Annotated in this window: 19 protein-coding genes; 11 read left to right on the plus strand and 8 right to left on the minus strand. The window is 60.5% G+C overall.

The genetic code is table 11. The features are described from left to right. Positions 1–37: 37 nt before the first annotated feature. The 3 genes from ACLEXF_RS12740 (at position 38) to ACLEXF_RS12750 (ending at position 3,451) form a co-directional block, all read left to right on the plus strand. Positions 38–1,771 carry an arylsulfatase gene (locus ACLEXF_RS12740; protein ID WP_087771443.1) on the plus strand — a complete coding sequence of 578 codons (1,734 nt, stop codon included), beginning with the start codon at positions 38–40 and terminating at the stop codon, positions 1,769–1,771. A gap of 86 nt (positions 1,772–1,857) precedes the next feature. Then, the gene (locus tag ACLEXF_RS12745) at positions 1,858–2,634 is read left to right on the plus strand and encodes an SDR family NAD(P)-dependent oxidoreductase (protein ID WP_004202438.1); all 777 of its coding nucleotides are present in this window, start codon (positions 1,858–1,860) and stop codon (positions 2,632–2,634) included. Positions 2,635–2,659: 25 nt separating this feature from the next. Then, positions 2,660–3,451 carry a MoaF C-terminal domain-containing protein gene (locus tag ACLEXF_RS12750; RefSeq protein WP_004202437.1) on the plus strand — a complete coding sequence of 264 codons (792 nt, stop codon included), beginning with the start codon at positions 2,660–2,662 and terminating at the stop codon, positions 3,449–3,451. A gap of 532 nt (positions 3,452–3,983) precedes the next feature. Here the strand turns inward: ACLEXF_RS12750 and ACLEXF_RS12755 are convergent. The 3 genes from ACLEXF_RS12755 to ACLEXF_RS12765 all read right to left on the minus strand — a co-directional run bounded on the left by ACLEXF_RS12755 (position 3,984) and on the right by ACLEXF_RS12765 (position 7,040). Next, positions 3,984–4,937, minus strand: coding sequence for an aldo/keto reductase (locus ACLEXF_RS12755; RefSeq protein ID WP_004202435.1), 954 nt, complete (start codon positions 4,935–4,937; stop codon positions 3,984–3,986). Between the two features lie 128 nt (positions 4,938–5,065). Beyond that, entirely contained in the window at positions 5,066–5,842 is a 777-nt protein-coding gene (locus ACLEXF_RS12760; RefSeq protein ID WP_004202434.1) for an ABC transporter substrate-binding protein, read from the minus strand. Between the two features lie 19 nt (positions 5,843–5,861). Continuing rightward, the gene (locus ACLEXF_RS12765) at positions 5,862–7,040 is read right to left on the minus strand and encodes a M20 aminoacylase family protein (RefSeq protein WP_004202432.1); all 1,179 of its coding nucleotides are present in this window, start codon (positions 7,038–7,040) and stop codon (positions 5,862–5,864) included. 232 nt (positions 7,041–7,272) lie between these two features. On the opposite strand from ACLEXF_RS12765, the gene ACLEXF_RS12770 reads away from it, so the two are divergent. Next, the gene (locus ACLEXF_RS12770) at positions 7,273–7,860 is read left to right on the plus strand and encodes a YSC84-related protein (RefSeq protein ID WP_017898792.1); all 588 of its coding nucleotides are present in this window, start codon (positions 7,273–7,275) and stop codon (positions 7,858–7,860) included. 60 nt (positions 7,861–7,920) lie between these two features. Here the strand turns inward: ACLEXF_RS12770 and ACLEXF_RS12775 are convergent, their stop codons facing one another. Both ACLEXF_RS12775 and ACLEXF_RS12780 read right to left on the minus strand, forming a co-directional pair. Beyond that, positions 7,921–8,376, minus strand: coding sequence for an RcnB family protein (locus ACLEXF_RS12775; protein WP_023319887.1), 456 nt, complete (start codon positions 8,374–8,376; stop codon positions 7,921–7,923). Positions 8,377–8,554: 178 nt separating this feature from the next. Then, positions 8,555–8,944, minus strand: a complete 390-nt coding sequence (locus ACLEXF_RS12780; protein WP_002892699.1) for a hypothetical protein — start codon at positions 8,942–8,944, stop codon at positions 8,555–8,557. A gap of 269 nt (positions 8,945–9,213) precedes the next feature. Here ACLEXF_RS12780 and ACLEXF_RS12785 point away from each other — a divergent pair, with 269 nt between their 5' ends. From ACLEXF_RS12785 to ACLEXF_RS12795, 3 genes are read left to right on the plus strand one after another with little or no spacing between them, the layout of a single operon-like run. After that, positions 9,214–10,332 (plus strand): ABC transporter substrate-binding protein, encoded by a 1,119-nt coding sequence (locus ACLEXF_RS12785; RefSeq protein WP_032455661.1) that lies wholly within the window; start codon positions 9,214–9,216, stop codon positions 10,330–10,332. Between the two features lie 60 nt (positions 10,333–10,392). Then, positions 10,393–11,421 (plus strand): FecCD family ABC transporter permease, encoded by a 1,029-nt coding sequence (locus ACLEXF_RS12790; RefSeq protein ID WP_072140534.1) that lies wholly within the window; start codon positions 10,393–10,395, stop codon positions 11,419–11,421. Beyond that, positions 11,418–12,215, plus strand: coding sequence for an ABC transporter ATP-binding protein (locus ACLEXF_RS12795; RefSeq protein WP_017898796.1), 798 nt, complete (start codon positions 11,418–11,420; stop codon positions 12,213–12,215). The genes ACLEXF_RS12790 and ACLEXF_RS12795 overlap by 4 nt, the downstream gene beginning before the upstream one ends. 41 nt (positions 12,216–12,256) lie before the next feature. On the opposite strand, the gene ACLEXF_RS12800 is transcribed toward ACLEXF_RS12795, so the two are convergent. From ACLEXF_RS12800 to ACLEXF_RS12810, 3 genes are all read right to left on the minus strand, one after another. Beyond that, positions 12,257–13,399: an HlyD family secretion protein gene (locus ACLEXF_RS12800; RefSeq protein WP_423265771.1), complete on the minus strand. Its 1,143-nt coding sequence runs from the start codon at positions 13,397–13,399 to the stop codon at positions 12,257–12,259. Beyond that, the gene (locus tag ACLEXF_RS12805; RefSeq protein WP_004202413.1) at positions 13,399–13,743 is read right to left on the minus strand and encodes a DUF3302 domain-containing protein; all 345 of its coding nucleotides are present in this window, start codon (positions 13,741–13,743) and stop codon (positions 13,399–13,401) included. The genes ACLEXF_RS12800 and ACLEXF_RS12805 overlap by 1 nt, the downstream gene beginning before the upstream one ends. Before the next feature lie 137 nt (positions 13,744–13,880). Beyond that, the gene (locus tag ACLEXF_RS12810; RefSeq protein WP_072206897.1) at positions 13,881–14,522 is read right to left on the minus strand and encodes a Crp/Fnr family transcriptional regulator; all 642 of its coding nucleotides are present in this window, start codon (positions 14,520–14,522) and stop codon (positions 13,881–13,883) included. Positions 14,523–14,760: 238 nt separating this feature from the next. On the opposite strand from ACLEXF_RS12810, the gene ACLEXF_RS12815 reads away from it, so the two are divergent. The 4 genes from ACLEXF_RS12815 to ACLEXF_RS12830 all read left to right on the plus strand — a co-directional run bounded on the left by ACLEXF_RS12815 (position 14,761) and on the right by ACLEXF_RS12830 (position 20,241). Then, positions 14,761–15,684: an aminoimidazole riboside kinase gene (locus ACLEXF_RS12815; protein WP_348843119.1), complete on the plus strand. Its 924-nt coding sequence runs from the start codon at positions 14,761–14,763 to the stop codon at positions 15,682–15,684. 164 nt (positions 15,685–15,848) lie between these two features. After that, positions 15,849–17,366, plus strand: coding sequence for a carbohydrate porin (locus ACLEXF_RS12820; protein WP_004202408.1), 1,518 nt, complete (start codon positions 15,849–15,851; stop codon positions 17,364–17,366). 104 nt (positions 17,367–17,470) lie between these two features. After that, a complete protein-coding gene (locus ACLEXF_RS12825; protein WP_004202407.1) occupies positions 17,471–18,841 on the plus strand; it encodes a sucrose-specific PTS transporter subunit IIBC in 1,371 nt (456 codons plus the stop codon). Continuing rightward, a complete protein-coding gene (locus tag ACLEXF_RS12830; protein ID WP_407259897.1) occupies positions 18,841–20,241 on the plus strand; it encodes a sucrose-6-phosphate hydrolase in 1,401 nt (466 codons plus the stop codon). The genes ACLEXF_RS12825 and ACLEXF_RS12830 overlap by 1 nt, the downstream gene beginning before the upstream one ends. The last annotated feature ends 17 nt before the right edge of the window (positions 20,242–20,258 follow it).

The raw sequence follows: 20,258 nt of genomic DNA on the forward strand, positions 1-20,258 counted from the left end.
TCTGAAAGTGATACCCGCAGAAACAGGAGAATCCGTTGTGAATAAAACAGCCATGGCCGCGGCGGTCAGTGTGATCCTCGCCGGTGGCGCGCACGCCGCCCAGCAAGAGCGTCCGAACGTCATCGTGATTATCGCCGATGATATGGGCTACTCTGACATCAGCCCCTTCGGCGGCGAAATCCCCACCCCCAACCTGCAGGCGATGGCCGAGCAGGGGATGCGCATGAGCCAGTATTACACCTCGCCGATGTCGGCCCCGGCGCGTTCGATGCTGCTCACCGGTAACAGCAACCAGCAGGCCGGGATGGGCGGTATGTGGTGGTACGACAGCACCATTGGCAAGGAGGGCTACGAGCTGCGGCTGACCGACCGCGTCACCACCATGGCCGAGCGTTTTAAAGACGCGGGCTATAACACCCTGATGGCCGGCAAGTGGCACCTCGGTTTTGTTCCCGGCGCCACGCCGAAGGACCGCGGCTTTAACCACTCCTTCGCCTTTATGGGCGGCGGCACCAGCCATTTTAACGACGCCGTCCCGCTCGGGACCGTTGAAGCCTTCCACACCTACTACACCCGCGACGGCGAGCGCGTCTCCCTGCCGGACGATTTCTACTCCAGCGAGGCCTACGCCCGGCAGATGAATAGCTGGATTAAAGATACGCCGCCGGAACAACCGGTCTTCGCCTGGCTGGCCTTCACCGCCCCGCACGACCCGCTGCAGGCCCCCGACGAGTGGATTAAGCGCTTCAAAGGCCAGTATGAGCAGGGTTACGCCGAGGTCTATCGCCAGCGCATCGCCCGCCTGAAAGCGCTGGGAATTATCCATGACGATACCCCGCTGCCGCATCTGGAGCTGGATAAAGAGTGGGAGGCGCTAACGCTAGAGCAGCAGAAATATACGGCGAAAGTGATGCAGGTGTATGCGGCGATGATCGCCAATATGGACGCGCAAATCGGCACCCTGATGGAGACGCTGAAACAAACCGGGCGCGATAAAAATACCCTGCTGGTCTTTTTAACCGATAACGGCGCCAACCCGGCGCAGGGTTTCTACTACGAATCTACCCCGGAATTCTGGAAGCAGTTCGATAACCGCTATGACAACATCGGCCGCAAAGGCTCGTTTGTCTCCTACGGCCCGCACTGGGCCAACGTCAGCAACGCCCCCTACGCCAACTACCATAAGACCACCAGCGCCCAGGGCGGGATTAACACCGACTTTATGATCGCCGGTCCCGGGATCACGCGCCACGGTCACATCGACGCCTCGACGATGGCGGTGTACGACGTAGCGCCGACCCTGTATGAATTCGCCGGTATCGATCCGAACAAATCGCTGGCGAAGAAGCCGGTGTTGCCGATGATCGGCGTCAGCTTTAAGCGCTATCTCACCGGCGAAGTACAGGCGCCGCCGCGCGGGAAATACGGCGTTGAGCTGCACCATCAGGCGGCGTGGGTCGATGGTGAATGGAAGCTGCGGCGGCTGGTGCCGCGGGGCCTCACTGCCGGTGACGCGCCGTGGCAGCTGTTTAATCTGCACGACGACCCGCTGGAGACCCATGACGTCGCGGCCCAACATCCCGATCGGGTCAAAGCGATGAGCGAGGCCTACGAGGCGTTCGCCAGACGCACCATGGTCACCCGGGCGCAGGGCAAGATGATCGATTACGTCGGTATCGACAGCAAAACCGGGCGCTATCTGGCGGTCGATCCCGCCACCATGAAGCCGGTTCCGGCGCCGCAGGCGATCCCGGTGAGCGAGATCCATTAACCCCGCGGCTATCGTTCTTCCGGGCGATAGCCGGGAGCTGACGCGCTTTTTAAGGTAATCGGAAACCCCATTACAGGAGAGAGCGAATGGCGAGAGTCGTGGTGATCACCGGCGGCGGAACCGGAATTGGCGCCGCCTGCGCGCGGCTGATGCGCGCCGCGGGCGACCGGGTGTTTATTACCGGACGGCGCGAGGCGCCGCTGCAGGCTGTCGCCGATGAGACCGGCGCCACGGCGCTGATGGGCGATGCCGCCGACGGCGAGGTGTGGCGCCAGCGGCTGTTGCCGGCCATTCTCGACCAGAGCGGCGGTGTTGATGTCCTCATCTGCAGCGCCGGCGGGATGGGCAACAGCCCCGCCGCCGAGACCAGCGACCGCCAGTGGCGCGAGGCGCTGGACGGCAATCTCACCAGCGCCTTCGCCAGCGTTCGCGCCTGCCTGCCCTCGCTGATTACCCGCCGTGGCAACGTGCTGTTTGTCGCCTCCATCGCCTCGCTGGCCGCCGGTCCGCAGGCCTGCGGCTACGTCACCGCCAAACACGCCTTAATCGGCCTGATGCGCTCCGTCGCCCGCGATTACGGTCCCCAGGGGGTGCGCGCCAACGCCGTCTGCCCCGGCTGGGTCACCACGCCGATGGCGGATGAAGAGATGCTCCCGCTGATGCAGGCGGAAGGGCTATCGTTGACTGAGGCTTATCAGCGAGTCTGTCGCGACGTTCCGCTGCGCCGCCCCGCCAGCCCCGAGGAGATAGCCGAGGCTTGTCAGTTTCTCTGTTCGCCGCAGGCCGCCATCATCAGCGGCGCCACGCTGGTCGCCGACGGCGGCGCCAGTATCGTCGATGTTCCCACTCTGGCGTTTGCCTAACGCCCTACTCTGTTCAGGAGCCCCTATGACTTCAGAAGCCGTATTTATCCAGGTCGGCGCGCTGGCCGATGGTTTTGCGCCACACGGTAATTTACTCGCCACCGCCAGCCTGCCCGCAGGCGAGCGCTTTACCTTTTATGTCGCCGGAAGTGAGCCGCAGCAGCTGATCATCGAAGATGAGCAGACGCTAAGCTGGAACGGCAAGCGCGCCCCCTGGCGGGCGACCGCCCTGCGCCCGGATATTCTGTTTATCGACTTCCTTGACCCGGAGCGGGATAACGCCAGCGTCAGCGCGGTATGCAACCTGACGCAGCGCAACGCCACCCTGGTCTACGGCCAGCTGCCGGACGAAGCCGCCGCGCGGCTGGACGCTTTCAGCCGGGTAGAGCGAGGCCTGCCGCTGACCGCGGTAGAAGCGCGCTTTGTCTTCGCCCGCCTGGATGCGCAGCCGGGGCCGCTGCCGGGCTTTACCGATGCGCTGGTCGGCATGCGCAATCAGTACACCTACAGCCCGACTGAGCGCTATGAGCACATCTATCTCAACGATAATTTTTACGCCTGGCAGTGTCTGGACGGCGTGGAAAAGGGGCTGGCGGATGTCGACCGCTGCCACTACGTGCAGGTGGCGGAGGATCTCTATCTGTTCGTCTGGCGCGAGAAAATCATTCCCACGCTGGGGGTGATCCTCATCGATCTTCAGCAGATGCGCACCGACGGCAAGATCATGGGCTATCAGGGCAGCGACTTCGGCGCCCTCAGCAATTTCCCGGTCGGCGCCAGCGCGAAGATCCTCAATCTCACCCGCCATCAGGAATAAAGGGCCGCCGCCGGGCACGCTTTCAGGCCCCCTGCCCGTCATGTTGCCGGGTGGCGGCTACGCCTTACCCGGCCTACAGGGTTCGTGCGACCTGTCCTTGATTTACCCACTTGCACGACTGAAACTGCCAGTGCTGACGGCCTCAAAATCGCTGAGACGTTCCCGGAAGGCCGGGGCAGCCCGCATGGATGCGGGCTGAGGGCCGTGTTTTGCACGGACGCTGCCTCGGCCCGACCCGAAGCCTGCAGGGATAAGTCGAAGGGACCGCGCAGCGGCGATTTTGCTGGCCGGAGCCCGGGGGTACAGGGGGCGGCGGCGACTGGCCGCCCCCTGTGCGCTCCCTGCGCCATGAAAGACATATCGGGAGCGCAATCTGTCCGGAAATCACATAGAAGTTGTAGCCCTGCCAGGCGCATTGCAAACAGGGAAATTGACGATTGTGCCGTTATTTCGCCGGGTGGCGGCTGCGCCTTACCCGACCTGCGGTCCGCGCCATTTGTCCACCCTCTCCCCGCCGGGAAGAGGGCGTGACTCAGGCGCTAGCGCTGTCCAGTCGCGCCACCTGCTCCGCGCTCAGGCTCAGCGCCACCGCGCGGGCAAAACTTTCCACCTGGGCCACGCTGGTGGCGCTGGCGATCGGCGCGGTCACCCCTTCGCGGCCGATCAGCCACGCGAGGGCCACTTCCGCCGGCTTCGCCCCCTGCTCATCCGCGACCGCCACCAGGGTATCGATAATCCGCATCCCGCGCGGATTCAGGTACTTACCAATCCCCCCTCCGCGCTGGCTCTGCGCCAGATCCGACGGCTGACGGTACTTACCGGTTAAAAATCCCGAGGCCAGGCTGTAGTAGGTCACCACCCCGATATCGCGGCTGACGCAGAGATCGCACAGCGCGCCTTCAAACGCGGAGCGGTGATAGAGGTTATATTCCGGCTGCAGCACCTGCCAGGCAGGCAAGCCGCCCTTGCGCGCTACCTCCAGCGCCCCCGCCAGCTGCATTGCATCGAGGTTAGAGGCCCCCATCGCGCGAATTTTCCCCGCCTGTTGCAGGCTGTGGAAAGCCTCCAGCGTTTCCGCTACCGGTGTTTGCGGATCCGGCCAGTGGGAAAAGTAGAGGTCGATGTAGTCGGTATTGAGGCGGCGCAGGGAGTCGTCTACCGCCTGCTGGATCCAGGCTTTGCTGAGTCCCTTATGGCCGGGAAGGCCGAGATCGGAGCCGACTTTGGTGAAAATTTTGACTTTATCGCGCATGCCGGGGCGCGCCTGCAGCCAGCGGCCAATAATGGTTTCGGATTCGCCGCCCTGGTTGCCCTCTGCCCAGCGGGAATAAACATCCGCCGTATCGATAGCGTCAAAGCCGTGGTCAACAAAAGCATCAAGAAGGGCAAAACTGGTTTTTTCATCAATGGTCCAGCCAAAGACGTTACCGCCAAACACTAACGGGGCGATGGAAAATCCGGTTTTGCCCAAGGGACGTGTCATCATGCCGAGTACTCCTTAGCTTATATTCTGCTTCCCTCAGGTAACCACAGGGGTCAGGAGAGGAGGTCGATTGGATAATCAGAAAAGGAATCTTACGGCGGGCGATCCATGCCCGCGGGTACACTCAGACATTATGTCCCGGAATAAACATCAAAGCTAAAATATTTGCTGGCTAATTTTTTATAGGTGCCGTCGGCAAGGATCTTCGCAATCGCGCCGTTTATTTCCTGACGCAGCGCCTCATCGTCTTTACGTAAGCCGATAGCCGCCCCGGCGCCAAACAGCGTATCATCCTGCAGATGGCCGCCGACAAAGGCGAATTCCTTACCCTGCGGCTGCTGCAGGAAGCTGTAGTCGGCCATCATGCCGGAGAGCACCGCGCCGTCGATGCGCCCGGACTCCAGATCGCGCACCACGCTATCGGCCCCCTGGTAGGCCACAATGTTGATCCCCTGCGGACGCCAGTGCTGATTAACGTAAGTCTCCTGCGCCGAGCCCTGCTCGACGCCAATGGTTTTGCCCTTCAGCTGCTCCGGCGTATTGCCTTTCAGGGTATTTTTACGCGCCACGAGGAACACCGGCCCGTTATACAGCTTGTCGCTAAAGGCAATCTGCGCTTTACGCTTCTCGGTCATGTACATCCCGGAAAGGATGGCGTCGAATTTCCGCGCCTTCAGCGCCGGGATAATGCCGTCGAAATTGCTTTCCACCCACACGCATTTCGCCTGCAGCTGCTGGCAAATGGCGTTGCCTAAATCGATATCAAACCCCGCCAGCTTGCCCTGCGGATCCTTCCATTCAAACGGCGCGAAGGTCGGGTCGACGCCAAAGCGGATCGCCTTTCCCCCTTCGGCCAGCGCCGACGTCGACGCCATTAACGCCAGCCATAGCAGTAGTGATTTTTTCATTCCAGTTCTTCTCCAGAGGTTAACGGCAGTGCTTTTCCACCAGACGGGCGAACAGCGTCGCGCCGGTGGTGATAATGTCATCGTTGAAGTCGTAGCCGGGGTTATGCACCATGCAGCCGCCTTTCTCCCCCTTCTCGCCGTTGCCCAGCAGGAAGTAGCAGCCCGGACGTTCGCGCAGCATAAAAGCGAAATCCTCGCTGGCGTTCATCGGCGAGACCGACTCCAGCACCCCTTCGCGGCCAAACACCTCCAGAGCCAGCGCCCGGGCGAAGTCAGTCTCTTCAGGGCTGTTGGTTAATACCGGGTAGGAGTCGTAAACCTCCACCGCGCTGCTGGCACCATAGCTTTTAGCGGTAAATTCGCTGAGCTCGTGAATACGTTTGATCAGCAGGTCGCGGATTTCCGGCTTCATCGCCCGCACGCTGAGCTCCATCACCGCGCTCTCCGGAATGACGTTGGAGGCGATACCGGCCTGGAAGGTGCCGACGCTGACCACCGCCGTTTCGCCCGGCGGCACGTTGCGCGCCACGATGCTCTGCAGGGCCATCACCAGCGCCGCGCCGGCGACGATCGGGTCGACGGTGCGCTCCGGATGGGCGCCGTGGCCGCCGTAGCCGGTAAGGGTGATTTTGACGGTGTCCGCCGAGGCCATAAAGTTGCCGGCATAGAAGCCCAGCTTACCCACCGGCAACCCCGGCATGTTGTGCAGACCGAAAATGCGTTCGCAGGGGAACTGCTCAAACAGGCCGTCTTTAATCATTAAATCGGCGCCGCCGATAGCCTCTTCCGCCGGCTGAAAAATCAGATGCACCGTGCCATTGAACTGACAGGCCGGCGAGGCGATGTATTTCGCCGCCGCCAGCAGAATGGTGGTATGGCCGTCATGACCGCAGGCATGCATTTTCCCCGATACCGTACTGGCCCAGGGTAAACCGGTGGTTTCCTCGATCGGCAGTGCGTCCATATCGGCGCGCAGGCCGATGGTGCGCGGCGAATCGCCTTTGCTCAGGCTGCCGACCACCCCGGTCTTGCCGAGGCCGCGCGTCACCTGATAGCCCCACTCGGTCAGCTTGCTGGCGACCAGTTCGCTGGTATTAAACTCTTCCAGACTTAATTCCGGATTGGCATGTAAATAATGACGCAGAGAAATCATTTCCGCTTCCGTCGCTTTAATTTCTGGAATTACATAATCACTCATGCCGCTCTCCGGGAAATATCGTAAGGACTTAACACGGTAGCGTGGTGAAAACTTTATGCAAGCAGGATTTCTAATATCGGAAATGACGGCATCTTATTTAATAATGCGTTCGCGGCAGTGAAAAAAGCATTCGAAACGGTGAAATTTAAAAATAAACGTTTATTTTATGGAGGATTAACCGTTATTTACCCTACTATTTCCGGCCGTATTCAGATTTAAATAAAAAAACTCTATGAGATTACAGACGCTTTTCCTCGTCGCCATGACCGCGCTGGCGGGCTGCAGCGCGCAGGGGGATACCGCCAGCCAGCAGCGGGCCAGTATTCAGAAGATGCGCAACGAAACCCTCAATAAACTTTACACCCTGCAGCCCGAGGCCCGCAGCGATATTCAGCATGCGAAGGGTTATGCGGTCTTCGCCAACAACAGCAGCAAGATCCTGCTGTTCGGATTTGGCAGCGGCTACGGCGTGGTGCGGGATAAGGCCACCGGGAAGGACACCTATATGAAAATGGCCCAGGGCGGCGCCGGCCTGGGGATGGGGATTAAACAGCAACGCACGGTGCTGGTTTTCCATGATAAAGCGGCCCTGGAGACCTTTATCCGCCAGGGATATATGGTCGGCGCCGATGCGAACGCCGCGGCGAAATATGATGACAAAGGCATCGCGCCGATCGCCGCCTCCGCGAACGGCGTAGCGAAGGACACCTCCTCGCTGCCGTCAAAAGTGAACGTCTATGAAATCACCGACAAGGGGCTGGCCGCCCAGGCGATGGTCAATGGCTATAAATACTGGCCGGATGACGAACTGAACCCGTAGCCCCGGCGGTGATCCATCGCCGGGTCAGGTGTTCCCTGCCCGGCGTTGGGAGACGTGCATTTAGTGGCCGAGGGCGCCGCTCACCAGAATCGAGGTGATGATCCCGGTCGCCGCGGCGATCAGCACATAGTTACCGTCGATATAGGACCAGTGATGGCCCTCCGGCGGGGGCGGCAGGCCGCGGTCGCTCCAGTCACGGACGCGATACTCATCGCCACGGAACGGCGCCGGAGCCGGGTGGCCTTTGCGGAAATCGTTACCGCGCCAGGCGAAATGGTCCTGCTCATGCCGTGCCTGATCGCGTTTGTCATGCCCGTCACGATCCGGGCCACGCTGGTCATGGTCACCCTGATGATGCGCGTCAGGTCCGCCCTGCGGCGCATGCCCATGATGATCCGAACCGTTCTGCCACACCGTTGGCTGCCCCGGACGATGGCCGTCGTTTGGGCCATCGGCAAAGGCCTGGACGCTCAGCACAGTGGATAATATTACCGCCAGAGAAATCATCTTTTTCATCGTACACCTCCTGATTGAAGTTCTTTGTAACGGGAAAATGTGAAGAAAGAGTGAGTATCCGCTTAACCAGGACGATTCCTGGCATCTGGGGTTTCTGCTGTCGGGGAAGGCATTATGGGGGAGTACGAGCAATAAAAAAGGCCGCTCTCGCGACCTTTATTCAGACTGATATCAGGACTTACTCAGTCACTTTATTTTTTAACTCTTCAGCGCCGGTTTTGGTTTTATCCCAGCCCTTTTCTGCGCCGGATTTGGTGGCGTTCCAGCCTTTTTCGCTGACCTCTTTGGTCTTATCCCAACCTTTCTCAGTCCCTTCTTTGGTCTTGTTCCAGGTCTTCTGCGCGCCTTCGCTCACCTGGCTGCCGACGCTATCCTGTTTGCCTTCGGCCGCATGTTTCGCCTTCAGCTGCTGCTCTTCACCTTCGTGCTGGGCCTGATGCAGCTTCTCTTTGGCGGTGTTGGCGTTGGCATTGGCCGCCGCGACGGTATCATCTGTTGCATGTGTTGTCGCAGCAAAAACCGGAGCCGCAACCAGAATAGCCGATAACGCAATCATTGCTTTTTTCATAATATCCTCTCTCACGTGTCGTGTTATGAGTCGTATTCAGGATGGCACAACGAACCGGGGATGACATTAGGAATTAGCCTGAAAAACGTCTTCGACCTGCAACCATGGCAGAAAATGCTGCCGCTGCGCACCCTGTCGGCGTTGGCATAATTTCCATCATGTTTGTTACATTTCGTGAAATTTGCGCTTGATATACTTGCCGTTGACGTTTACTCGAGAATAATTCTCAGAATCATTATATTTATAAATTGGCAAACGGAACTCATTTTATGGCAAGAAAATCAGTAAGATCGCTGTTGCTTACTGCGCTGATCGCGACTCCCTTCCTCAGCTATGCGACCCAATATCCTCTGACGGTTACCGACCTTGACGGCCGGCAGGTCACCCTGGCTAAAGAGCCGCAGCGTATTATTTTGCAGGATGGCCGCGACATTATGACCCTCGCCCTGCTGGACCGGGACAATCCGTTTAAGCGGCTGGTGGCATGGAATAATCTGGCGAAAAAGCAGGACGTTGCCACCTGGCAGATGCTGAAAACGACGTGGCCGCAGTCGGCCACGATCCTTGACATGGGCTTCAGCGACAAGGGGAATGTCGATCTTGAAAGCGTCATCGCCCGCCAGCCGGATCTGATGATCGCCCAGCTGCGCGCCAGGCCAGCGCTGATGGAGAGCGGCGTCATCGACAAGCTCAGCGCCCTGCACGTTCCGGTGCTGTTTGTCGACTATGAGATCGACCCGGCGAAAGATACCGCTCCCAGCATCGACCTGCTGGGCAAAGTCCTCAACCGCGAGAGCCAGGCCAAAGCCTTTACCGATTACTATCGTCAGCAGCTGCAGTCGATTCGCCAGAAAACCGCGACCATCACGCCGAAGGCCAACGTCTTCGTGGAAGCGCTGGCCGGCAACAGCGACGCCTGCTGCTTTACTCACGGCCACAGCGGCTGGGGCGGGCTGGTGGAGGCGGTCGGGGCGAACAATATCGGTTCGCAGCTGCTGCCGGGCGCCTCCGGGTTCGTCTCGCTGGAGAAAATCATCAGCATGAAGCCCGACGCCTGGATCATGACCGGCTCGAAGCGCGGAAACAGCCAGGTGCTGCCCCTCGGCTATGAGGTTAAGCCGGAGGCGGTGAAAGCCCAGGCGCAGACGCTGCTGGCGCGACCGGGGGTCAGCCAGATCCCGGCGGTGCAGGAAAAGCGGGCCTATGGCGTCTATCACCACTTCTATAACCATCCGTGGAATATTGTCGGCATGGAATATCTGGCGAAAGATATCTATCCGCAGGCCTTCCGCGATCTCAACCCCGATGAGACTTACCATTATATCGTGCGTCACTTCACCGACCTGCCGGACCAGCCGTTCGTCTTTTCCTGGCAGCAGAGCGAGTAATCCGGCATGCGTTTAACCTCCGACTCCGTGCTCGACGAGCTGCCCGCCGGGACTTCTGGCGTGATGGATCATTATCGCCATATCGTGCGTCGCCGCCTGCTGCTGTTGCTGCTGCTGGCGCTGTTGATTGTCGCTTCACTGCTGTTCGATTTTATGCTCGGCCCTTCCGGACTGCCGCTGCAGAGCCTGTGGCAGACGTTAACCGATCCGGCCAGCGCCGATCCGGGCATTCGCGCCATCGTCTGGGATATCCGCCTACCCTATGCGGTGATGGCGATTATCGTCGGTCTGGCGCTGGGACTGGCTGGTGCCGAAATGCAGACCATCCTCAATAACCCGCTGGCCAGCCCGTTTACCCTGGGCGTCTCCTCGGCTGCGGCGTTTGGCGCCGCGCTGGCGATTGTGCTGGGTATTGGTCTGCCCGGTATTCCCGGCCAGTGGTTTATCTCGGCCAACGCCTTTATCTTCGCCCTGCTGGCGGCCCTGCTGCTGGATGGCATTACCCGCTGGACCCAGGTGGCTACCTCCGGCGTCATTCTGTTCGGCATCGCGCTGGTCTTTACCTTTAACGCCCTGGTCTCGATGCTGCAGTTCATCGCCAATGAAGACACTCTGCAGGGGCTGGTGTTCTGGACCATGGGCAGCATCGACCGCGCCTCCTGGAGCAAAGTCGCCATCCTGCTGGTCGCCCTGGCGCTGGTGATGCCCCTGTCGCTGCGCAGCGCGTGGGCGCTGACCGCCCTAAGGCTGGGCGAGGACCGGGCCATCAGCTTTGGCATTAACGTTCGCCGTCTGCGCCTGACCACGCTGCTGCGGATCAGCATTCTGTCGGCGCTTTCGGTGGCCTTTGTCGGGCCAATCGGCTTTATCGGCCTGGTGGCGCCGCATATTGCGCGGATGCTCTTCGGCGAAGATCATCGCTTTTACCTGCCCGCCAGCGCGCTGATCGGCGCCCTGGTGCTCTCCCTGGCCTCCATCGCCTCGAAGAACCTGATACCGGGGGCCATTATTCCGGTGGGGATCGTCACTTCCCTGGTAGGGGTCCCGTTCTTTTTGAGCATTATTTTACGTCACCGGGGGCAAGTATGAGCGACCAGACGTTATCCGGGCTGTCGCTGTCTCACTTCAGCGCTGGCTACCCCAGACGTAAGGTGATCGAGAACCTGACAGTTCCCCATCTGCCGCGGGGGAAAATCACCGCGCTGCTGGGGCCAAACGGCAGCGGTAAATCGACGTTAATGCGAGCGATGGCGGGACTGGGCCCCTGCCGCGGCGAGCTGCGCCTGGAGGGAGAAAATCTGCTGACGCAGCCGTTCTCACGTCGCGCAGAACAGGTGGTCTATCTTCCGCAGACGCTGCCCGCCGGCGTGCATCTGCATGTGCTGGAGTCGATTATCGTGGCCCAGCGCGCCGCCGGGGGACGCCACAGCGCCCAGCAGCAGGAAGAGGTGATGGCGCTGCTGCGACAGCTGGGAATTGCCCACCTGGCGATGAGCTACCTCGATCAGCTCTCCGGCGGGCAAAAACAGTTGGTGGGTCTCGCCCAGTCGCTGATTCGCCAGCCGCGCCTGCTACTACTCGATGAACCGCTCAGCGCGCTTGACCTCAACTACCAGTTTCACGTGATGGATCTGGTGCGCCGGGAGACCCGGCGGCGCAACATCGTGACTCTGGTGGTGGTGCACGACATCAATATTGCCCTGCGTCACGCCGACCACGTGCTGATGCTCAAAGCGGGCCAGCTGCTCGGCGACGGCACCCCGGCCACGGTCATCACCCCTGAGACCCTGGCGGCCGTCTATGGCGTGCGCGGCCGTATTGAACCCTGTTCGCAGGGGGTACGGCAGGTGATTATTGACGGGCTGGTGGACCGCGAGGCCTGACCGCGGCGCGGGGATGGTTGGTCCTCCCCGCGCCCGCCAGCTTAGTGATCGAGATAGATGTAGTTTTCCCAGCTCTTCATGCGGATCAGGATCTTCCTGATCAGCGACAGCTCTTTCAGGTGATCTGAGTAGACCGCCGCCTCGAGGGTAGCACCCTGCGGCAGAGCGTATTCGGCAAAACGTGGATCGGTCACCTTTAGTACCACCAGCGCCCGGCCATGGGTATTGAGCGCGTCCGTGGTCAGCAGTTTGCCCTGGCCCTGAAACTGACTCTCGCCAATCGCCGGCAGCACATCGGCCACTTCCCCGCGGAAGACGGTGCCCGGGATGGCCGGAAACATCAGCTCCGCGGGCTCGCCTTTGTACAGACGCTGCAGGGCGTTCTGGCGAAATGCCGCGACATACTCCCGCGAGGCGTCGCCCTCCAACGGCACAAAGGTCATCAGCGGCAGCATTCCCAGCGCGGTGGACATGGTGCCAGGGCGTAAGCCGACGGTGCTGACATAGCCGTCTTCCGGGGCGCGGACGACGGTGTTATCCAGCTGAAACTGCGCCTTCTGCAGCTGCGCCAGCAGGGAGGCCACGGTGGTATTTTTGCCCTTCACCACCGAGTCCAGCGCGTTACGCGCCTGAACCACTTTCGCCTGAGCCGCGCTGACGCTGGCTTCATCGGCTTTCCACGTCTGCAGACGGGTATCGACCATTTGATCGGAGAAGGCGCCCTGGGCATGCCCCTCCCGAAAGCGGGCATACTCCCGCCGCGACTGGTCGCGCTGAGCCACCGCTCTGCTCAGCTCGGCCTCCGCCTGGCTTAACGCGGCGTTGAGGGAGAGCGCATCCTGGCTGGCCGCTTTAATCTGCGCCTGCAGATCGTCCACCTTTGCCTGGAACGGCGTCGGGTCGAGAGTAAACAGCACATCGCCCTTATGCAGCCTCTGGTTAGGTCTCACCGGTACGCTCTGCACCCGACCGCGCACCTGCGACACAATCGGTACGGTGCGAAACACCTGATTGCCGACGTCGGTATAGGGGAAGTTGTAATTCATCCCGAAGATCACCGCGCCAATCAGGGCGATACCGCCGAGCACCGCCGTCGGCACGGTCCACTTATTGAGCGGGATGCGGAAGACTTTAAACACCACGATGCATAGCGCGGCGTAGGTCAGCAACATTAACGTTTCCATTATTTTGCCTCCTTCGCTTTCAGAAGGTCCACTTCGCGCTGCACCTGCTCCAGCCGCTGGACCACCGTTTCCAGACGCTGATGCAGCACCTGCTGGTCGTCGGCGATGCGGCGCATCCCCCATCCGCGGTCTTCGCGCCACAGCGTCGCCCAGATCCACAACAAGGGCCACAGGGCATGCAGGGTAAATAAGCTGACCCAGCCGGCATAATGAATCGCATCCTGATGAGGATGGCGCCGCTCTTTGGCGATTTCATAAGGAATATCGTGAATAACAATCACGCCATAAAAAAGTATTAAGGCCACGGCGATCAGAATCGCCAGCGCCACATAGTCCAGGGTCATAAAATAACTCCAGAGTGCAAGGTTAAATAAATAAAACGGCCAGATTCAGGCGTAGCAGGGCCGGGAGAAAACGCGCGCTTAGCGCTTTCCCCGGGCGGGTTTTAGCGACGTTATGTCGGGGAACCGACGAATCTGAATCAAAATTTCTCAGGAATAGGGCGGTCGATGGAAATCAGTTTGCCTTTTTTCACCGTGATATATCCCCCCTCGCGCAGGGCGGCCAGCACCTGATAAACATAGCTGCGCGAGAGATTGGTCCGTTTAATAATAAATGCCGACAGACTTTCATGTTGCCCACCATCGATTTCACCGCGATATAAATAGCGCGACAGCATCGACTTAATAGTCTGAAAGCTAGTCTGGCTGCCGCGTTCATAGTGGGCATCAAGGGCAAATATACCCATATAGGCCAGGATCGTGGTCAGCTCTTGCATATAGCCCGGCGACGAATGAAAGAATATCCGTTCAAAATCGCTGGCGGATATTTTCGCCAGCTGGCATTCGCCCAGACACTGATAATAGAGCGCCACCGACGGACAATAATGTTCCAGCAACCCTAACGGCATATGCGCGATAACAATCCCGATCAGGTTCTGCTCGTCACCAAAGGCCAGCGTCATTTGCCCCTGCAGCAAAAAATAGAGATAGCCCGGCTGCGGCAGAAACGGCTGGTCTTTACTCAGGCTCAGGGTTTCACTGCAGGCGATCACCGCCGGCAGGTGCGTGGTCAGCGTCAGCTTCTGGTACCGATCGTAAATATCGCCAAAACTGGGGTTCATCGCGCTACGCACTCCTTCACCTTTTATCACCGCGGCGGGGCTAACCGCGGCCTGTGGAACTATACCTAAGCGGGTCAGGAAGGAAAAGTCCAGATCTGGAGTGGCGAAATATTCCGCCTGGCTCACATTTTTCACCCTCGCCCCGCCCTTTCGTCCGCCAATCGTTCCGCTTGCCGCCAGGCTGTGCTTTAATTAGCTAAAACGGTTTAACAAAGTTTAGCTAAGAGGAACTAGTCCTATGAATGGTAAAATCTGGGTACTCGGCGATGCGGTCGTCGATCTCCTGCCCGACGGAGAGGGCCGCCTGCTGCAATGCCCCGGCGGCGCGCCGGCCAACGTCGCGGTCGGCGTGGCGCGGCTCGGCGGCGATAGCGGGTTTATCGGCCGCGTCGGCGACGATCCCTTCGGCCGCTTTATGCGTCACACCCTGGCGCAGGAGAAGGTGGATGTGAACTATATGCGCCTCGATGCGGCGCAGCGCACCTCCACGGTGGTGGTCGATCTCGATCGCCACGGGGAGCGCACCTTTACCTTTATGGTCCGTCCGAGCGCCGACCTGTTTCTTGCGCCTGAGGATCTTCCGCCGTTTTCCGCGGGTCAGTGGCTGCACGTTTGCTCTATCGCTCTCAGCGCGGAGCCGAGCCGCAGCACGGCATTCGCGGCGATGGAGGCGATAAAGCGCGCCGGGGGCTATGTCAGCTTCGACCCCAATATCCGCAGCGACCTGTGGCAGGATCCGCAGGAACTGCGCGACTGTCTCGACCGGGCGCTGGCCCTCGCCGACGCCATAAAACTCTCGGAAGAGGAGCTGGCTTTTATCAGCGGCAGCGACGACATCGTCAGCGGCATCGCCCGGCTGAACGCCCGCTACCAGCCGACGCTGTTGCTGGTGACCCAGGGCAAAGCGGGGGTGCAGGCCGCGCTGCGCGGGCAGGTTAGCCACTTCCCTGCCCGCCCGGTGGTCGCCGTCGATACTACCGGCGCCGGCGATGCCTTTGTCGCCGGGCTGCTCGCCGGACTCGCCGCCCATGGTATCCCTGACAACCTCGCCGCCCTGGCTCCCGACCTCACGCTGGCGCAAACCTGCGGCGCGCTGGCCACCACCGCCAAAGGCGCCATGACCGCCCTGCCCTACAGGGACGATCTTCAGCGCTCGCTGTGATCCCGTTGGGCCGGCTAACGGCCCACTTTGCTGGCGACATCACAATTCTTAAACCGGTTTAGCAATTTTTATTTTCACCGCATTACCGACATGTTTACCATATTAACTAAACCGGTTTAGCAAACGTTAGCACACTCACTGATTTACCTTTGGATGTCACCAACATGTATAAAAAACGGAAGTTAGCCATTCTTATTGCTTTGCTAACCGGCGCCGCCGCCGCCCATGGGCAGACAGACCTGAACAGCATTGAAGCGCGTCTCGCCGCCCTGGAAAAACGTCTGCAGGATGCCGAGACTCGCGCCAGCACTGCCGAAAGCCGCGCCGCCTCGGCGGAGCAGAAAGTTCAGCAGCTAACCCAGCAGCAGCAACAAACCCAGGCCACCACCCAGCAGGTGGCCAAACGCACCACCCAACTGGAAGAAAAAGCCGAACGGCCCGGCGGCTTTGAGTTCCACGGCTACGCCCGCTCCGGGGTGATCATGAACGACTCCGCCGCCAGCACGAAATCCGGGGCCTATATGACCCCCGCCGGGGAAACCGGCGGCGCCATTGGTCGTCTGGGCAACCAGGCCGATACCTATGTGGAAATGAACCTCGAACATAAGCAGACCCTGGACAACGGGGCGACCACCCGGTTCAAAGTGATGGTGGCCGATGGGCAAACCACCTATAACGACTGGACGGCGAGCAGCAGCGACCTGAACGTGCGCCAGGCGTTCGTCGAGCTGGGCAACCTGCCGACCTTCGAGGGTCCGTTCAAAGGCTCGACCCTGTGGGCCGGGAAGCGCTTTGACCGCGACAACTTCGATATCCACTGGATTGACTCGGATGTGGTGTTCCTCGCCGGGACCGGCGGCGGGATCTACGACGTGAAGTGGAACGACAGCCTGCGCAGCAACTTCTCGTTATACGGCCGCAACTTTGGCGATATCGCCGACAGCAGCAACAGCGTGCAGAACTATATCGTCAGCATGAATAACTTTGCCGGCCCGGTGCAGATGATGGTCAGCGGGATGCGGGCGAAAGATAATGACGACCGCCAGGACGCAAACGGCAATCTGGTGAAAGGCGATGCCGCTAACACCGGGGTTCATGCCCTGCTGGGTCTGCACAATGAGAGCTTCTATGGCCTGCGCGACGGGACCAGCAAAACGGCCCTGCTGTACGGTCACGGCCTGGGCGCCGAGGTCAAAGGCATCGGCTCCGACGGCGCGCTGCGTCCGGGAGCCAACACCTGGCGTTTCGCCAGCTACGGCACCACCCCGCTGAGCGATCGCTGGTTTATTGCCCCGGCCGTGCTGGCGCAGAGCAGTAAAGATCGCTATGTCGATGGCGACAGCTATCAGTGGGCCACTCTCAACCTGCGTCTGATTCAGGAAGTGACGCAGAACTTCGCCCTCGCCTGGGAGGGCAGCTATCAGTACATGGATCTGCAGCCTGAAGGCTACAACGATCGCCATGCGGTCAATGGCAGCTTCTACAAGCTGACCTTCGCCCCGACCTTCAAGGTCGGCAGCATCGGCGACTTCTTCTCGCGCCCGGAGATCCGCTTCTATACATCGTGGATGGACTGGAGCAAAAAGCTGGATAACTACGCCAACGACGACGCGTTAGGCAGCAACGGGTTCAAATCGGGCGGCGAATGGTCGTTCGGTATGCAAATGGAGACCTGGTTCTGACGTGAACCCGGGCGACAGGGTAAGTAAAACATAAATATAAGGTTCGCGGTGCCAGCCATGGCCGGCGCCGCCCACGCCATATCATCATGCATTCAGAGGGTACTATGGATTTTGAACAGATTTCCCGCTCACTGCTTCCCCTGCTGGGCGGCAAGGAAAATATCGCCAGCGCCGCGCACTGCGCCACCCGGCTGCGGCTGGTGCTGGTCGACGACGCGCTCGCCGACCAGCAGGCGATTGGCAAAATCGACGGCGTGAAAGGCTGCTTTCGTAATGCCGGACAGATGCAGATCATCTTCGGCACCGGGGTGGTCAATAAAGTCTATGCTGCCTTTATCCAGGCGGCGGGCATCAGCGAATCGAGCAAATCCGAAGCCGCCGACCTGGCGGCGAAAAAGCTGAACCCGTTCCAGCGCATTGCCCGCCTGCTGTCCAACATCTTCGTGCCGATTATTCCCGCCATCGTCGCCTCCGGCCTGCTGATGGGCCTGCTGGGGATGGTGAAAACCTACGGCTGGGTCGACCCGGGCAACGCTATCTATATCATGCTGGATATGTGCAGCTCGGCGGCGTTTATTATTCTGCCAATCCTGATCGGCTTTACCGCCGCCCGCGAATTTGGCGGTAACCCTTATCTGGGCGCGACCCTCGGCGGGATCCTCACCCACCCGGCGTTGACCAACGCCTGGGGCGTCGCCGCCGGCTTCCACACCATGAATTTCTTCGGCATCGAAGTGGCGATGATCGGCTATCAGGGCACGGTCTTCCCGGTGCTGCTGGCGGTGTGGTTTATGAGCCTTGTCGAAAAACGGCTGCGCCGCGTTATTCCTGACGCGCTGGATCTGATCCTCACGCCGTTCCTGACGGTGATTATCTCTGGCTTTATCGCCCTGCTGCTGATCGGCCCGGCCGGCCGCGCGCTCGGCGACGGCATTTCGTTTATCCTCAGCACGCTTATCAGCCATGCCGGCTGGCTGGCGGGCCTGCTGTTCGGCGGCCTCTATTCGGTGATCGTCATTACCGGTATCCACCACAGCTTCCATGCCATTGAGGCGGGTCTGCTCGGCAATCCGTCGATCGGCGTCAACTTCCTGCTGCCTATCTGGGCGATGGCCAACGTCGCTCAGGGCGGCGCCTGCTTTGCCGTGTGGTTTAAAACCAAAGATGCCAAAATCAAAGCCATTACCTTGCCGTCGGCGTTTTCGGCGATGCTGGGGATCACCGAGGCGGCGATCTTCGGGATTAACCTGCGCTTTGTGAAACCGTTCATCGCCGCGCTGGTGGGCGGTGCCGCCGGCGGCGCCTGGGTGGTGTCGATGCACGTCTACATGACCGCGGTGGGCCTGACGGCGATCCCGGGAATGGCCATCGTGCAGGCCAGTTCGCTGCTGAACTACATTATCGGGATGGCGATCGCCTTCGCCGTGGCATTCGTACTCTCTCTGACGCTGAAATACAAAACGGACGCTGAATAATGTCATTACCGTCACGCCTGCCTGCGATCCTGCAGGCCGTTATGCAGGGCCAGCCGCAGGCGCTGGCCGACGACCATTACCCGCAATGGCATCTGGCGCCGGTCAGCGGACTGCTGAACGATCCCAACGGCTTTTGCCAGGTCGCCGGGCGTTATCACCTGTTTTATCAGTGGAACCCGCTCGCCTGCGACCACACCTATAAGTGCTGGGGACACTGGAGCTCAGCCGACCTGCTGCACTGGCGGCATGAACCTATCGCCCTGATGCCGGATGAAGAGTATGACCGCAACGGCTGCTACTCCGGCAGCGCAGTCGAGTTCGAGGGTACCCTGACCCTGTGCTACACCGGCAACGTGAAATTCCCCGACGGCGGGCGCACCGCCTGGCAGTGCCTGGCGACAGAGAATGCCGATGGCACCTTCCGCAAGCTGGGGCCGGTGCTGCCGCTCCCTGACGGTTACACCGGCCATGTACGCGACCCTAAGGTGTGGCGCCAGGACGGGCGCTGGTACATGGTCCTCGGGGCGCAGGATGTGCACCAGCGCGGCAAAGTGCTGCTGTTTACCGCCAGCGACCTGCGGGATTGGCGCCTGGTGGGCGAGATAGCCGGGCATGACGTTAACGGCCTGGCGAACGGTGGCTACATGTGGGAGTGCCCGGACCTGTTTCCGCTGGCGGACACCCACCTGCTGATCTGCTGCCCGCAGGGGCTGGCCCGCGAAGCACAGCGTTTTCTCAATACCTATCCTGCGGTGTGGATGGCAGGCCGTTTCGACGCCGAACGCGGCGCCTTCGACCATGGCCCGCTGCACGAGCTGGACAGCGGATTTGAGTTCTACGCGCCGCAGACCATGCTGGCCGAAGATGGCCGCCGCCTGCTGGTCGGCTGGATGGGCGTCCCGGACGGGGAAGAGATGCATCAGCCCACACGCGCGCAGGGATGGATCCACCAGATGACCTGCGTGCGCGAACTGGAGTGGCGGTCGGGTGCCCTGTATCAGCGTCCGCTGCGCGAACTGACCGCCCTGCGCGGGGAAGCCCAGGGCTGGCGCGGGCAGACCCTGCCCCTCGCCCCGATGGAGCTGGCCTTTGACATCGCCCCCAACAGCACGCTGGGGCTGGATTTTGCCGGCGCCCTGCAGCTCACCGTCAACCGCGACGGCCTGCGCCTGTCGCGCCGCGGCCTGCAGACGGCGGAGATGCATCATCGCTACTGGCGCGGCGAGGCGCGGCGGCTGCAGATCTTTATCGACCGCTCCAGTGTGGAAATTTTCATCAACGATGGCGAAGGGGTAATGAGCAGCCGCTTCTTCCCGGGCTATCCGGGGCAGCTCATCTTCAGCGGTGCGACGCCGGTGGCATTCTGCCGCTGGCTGCTGCGGCCATGCATGGTAGAATAAGCGTTTTGCTTTCAGGC

This window comes from Klebsiella pneumoniae complex sp. WS1778, assembly GCF_049472055.1.
Classification (GTDB): domain Bacteria; phylum Pseudomonadota; class Gammaproteobacteria; order Enterobacterales; family Enterobacteriaceae; genus Klebsiella; species Klebsiella quasipneumoniae.

Excerpts from the sequence above, each read along its gene's own strand:
- ACLEXF_RS12745 (WP_004202438.1), top strand. The coding sequence starts at position 1,858 with ATGGCGAGAGTCGTGGTGATCACCGGCGGCGGAACCGGAATTGGCGCC.
- ACLEXF_RS12750 (WP_004202437.1), top strand. The coding sequence starts at position 2,660 with ATGACTTCAGAAGCCGTATTTATCCAGGTCGGCGCGCTGGCCGATGGT.
- ACLEXF_RS12755 (WP_004202435.1), bottom strand. The coding sequence starts at position 4,937 with ATGATGACACGTCCCTTGGGCAAAACCGGATTTTCCATCGCCCCGTTA.
- ACLEXF_RS12760 (WP_004202434.1), bottom strand. The coding sequence starts at position 5,842 with ATGAAAAAATCACTACTGCTATGGCTGGCGTTAATGGCGTCGACGTCG.
- ACLEXF_RS12765 (WP_004202432.1), bottom strand. The coding sequence starts at position 7,040 with ATGAGTGATTATGTAATTCCAGAAATTAAAGCGACGGAAGCGGAAATG.
- ACLEXF_RS12770 (WP_017898792.1), top strand. The coding sequence starts at position 7,273 with ATGAGATTACAGACGCTTTTCCTCGTCGCCATGACCGCGCTGGCGGGC.
- ACLEXF_RS12775 (WP_023319887.1), bottom strand. The coding sequence starts at position 8,376 with ATGAAAAAGATGATTTCTCTGGCGGTAATATTATCCACTGTGCTGAGC.
- ACLEXF_RS12780 (WP_002892699.1), bottom strand. The coding sequence starts at position 8,944 with ATGAAAAAAGCAATGATTGCGTTATCGGCTATTCTGGTTGCGGCTCCG.
- ACLEXF_RS12785 (WP_032455661.1), top strand. The coding sequence starts at position 9,214 with ATGGCAAGAAAATCAGTAAGATCGCTGTTGCTTACTGCGCTGATCGCG.
- ACLEXF_RS12795 (WP_017898796.1), top strand. The coding sequence starts at position 11,418 with ATGAGCGACCAGACGTTATCCGGGCTGTCGCTGTCTCACTTCAGCGCT.
- ACLEXF_RS12800 (WP_423265771.1), bottom strand. The coding sequence starts at position 13,399 with ATGGAAACGTTAATGTTGCTGACCTACGCCGCGCTATGCATCGTGGTG.
- ACLEXF_RS12805 (WP_004202413.1), bottom strand. The coding sequence starts at position 13,743 with ATGACCCTGGACTATGTGGCGCTGGCGATTCTGATCGCCGTGGCCTTA.
- ACLEXF_RS12810 (WP_072206897.1), bottom strand. The coding sequence starts at position 14,522 with ATGAACCCCAGTTTTGGCGATATTTACGATCGGTACCAGAAGCTGACG.
- ACLEXF_RS12815 (WP_348843119.1), top strand. The coding sequence starts at position 14,761 with ATGAATGGTAAAATCTGGGTACTCGGCGATGCGGTCGTCGATCTCCTG.
- ACLEXF_RS12820 (WP_004202408.1), top strand. The coding sequence starts at position 15,849 with ATGTATAAAAAACGGAAGTTAGCCATTCTTATTGCTTTGCTAACCGGC.
- ACLEXF_RS12825 (WP_004202407.1), top strand. The coding sequence starts at position 17,471 with ATGGATTTTGAACAGATTTCCCGCTCACTGCTTCCCCTGCTGGGCGGC.
- ACLEXF_RS12830 (WP_407259897.1), top strand. The coding sequence starts at position 18,841 with ATGTCATTACCGTCACGCCTGCCTGCGATCCTGCAGGCCGTTATGCAG.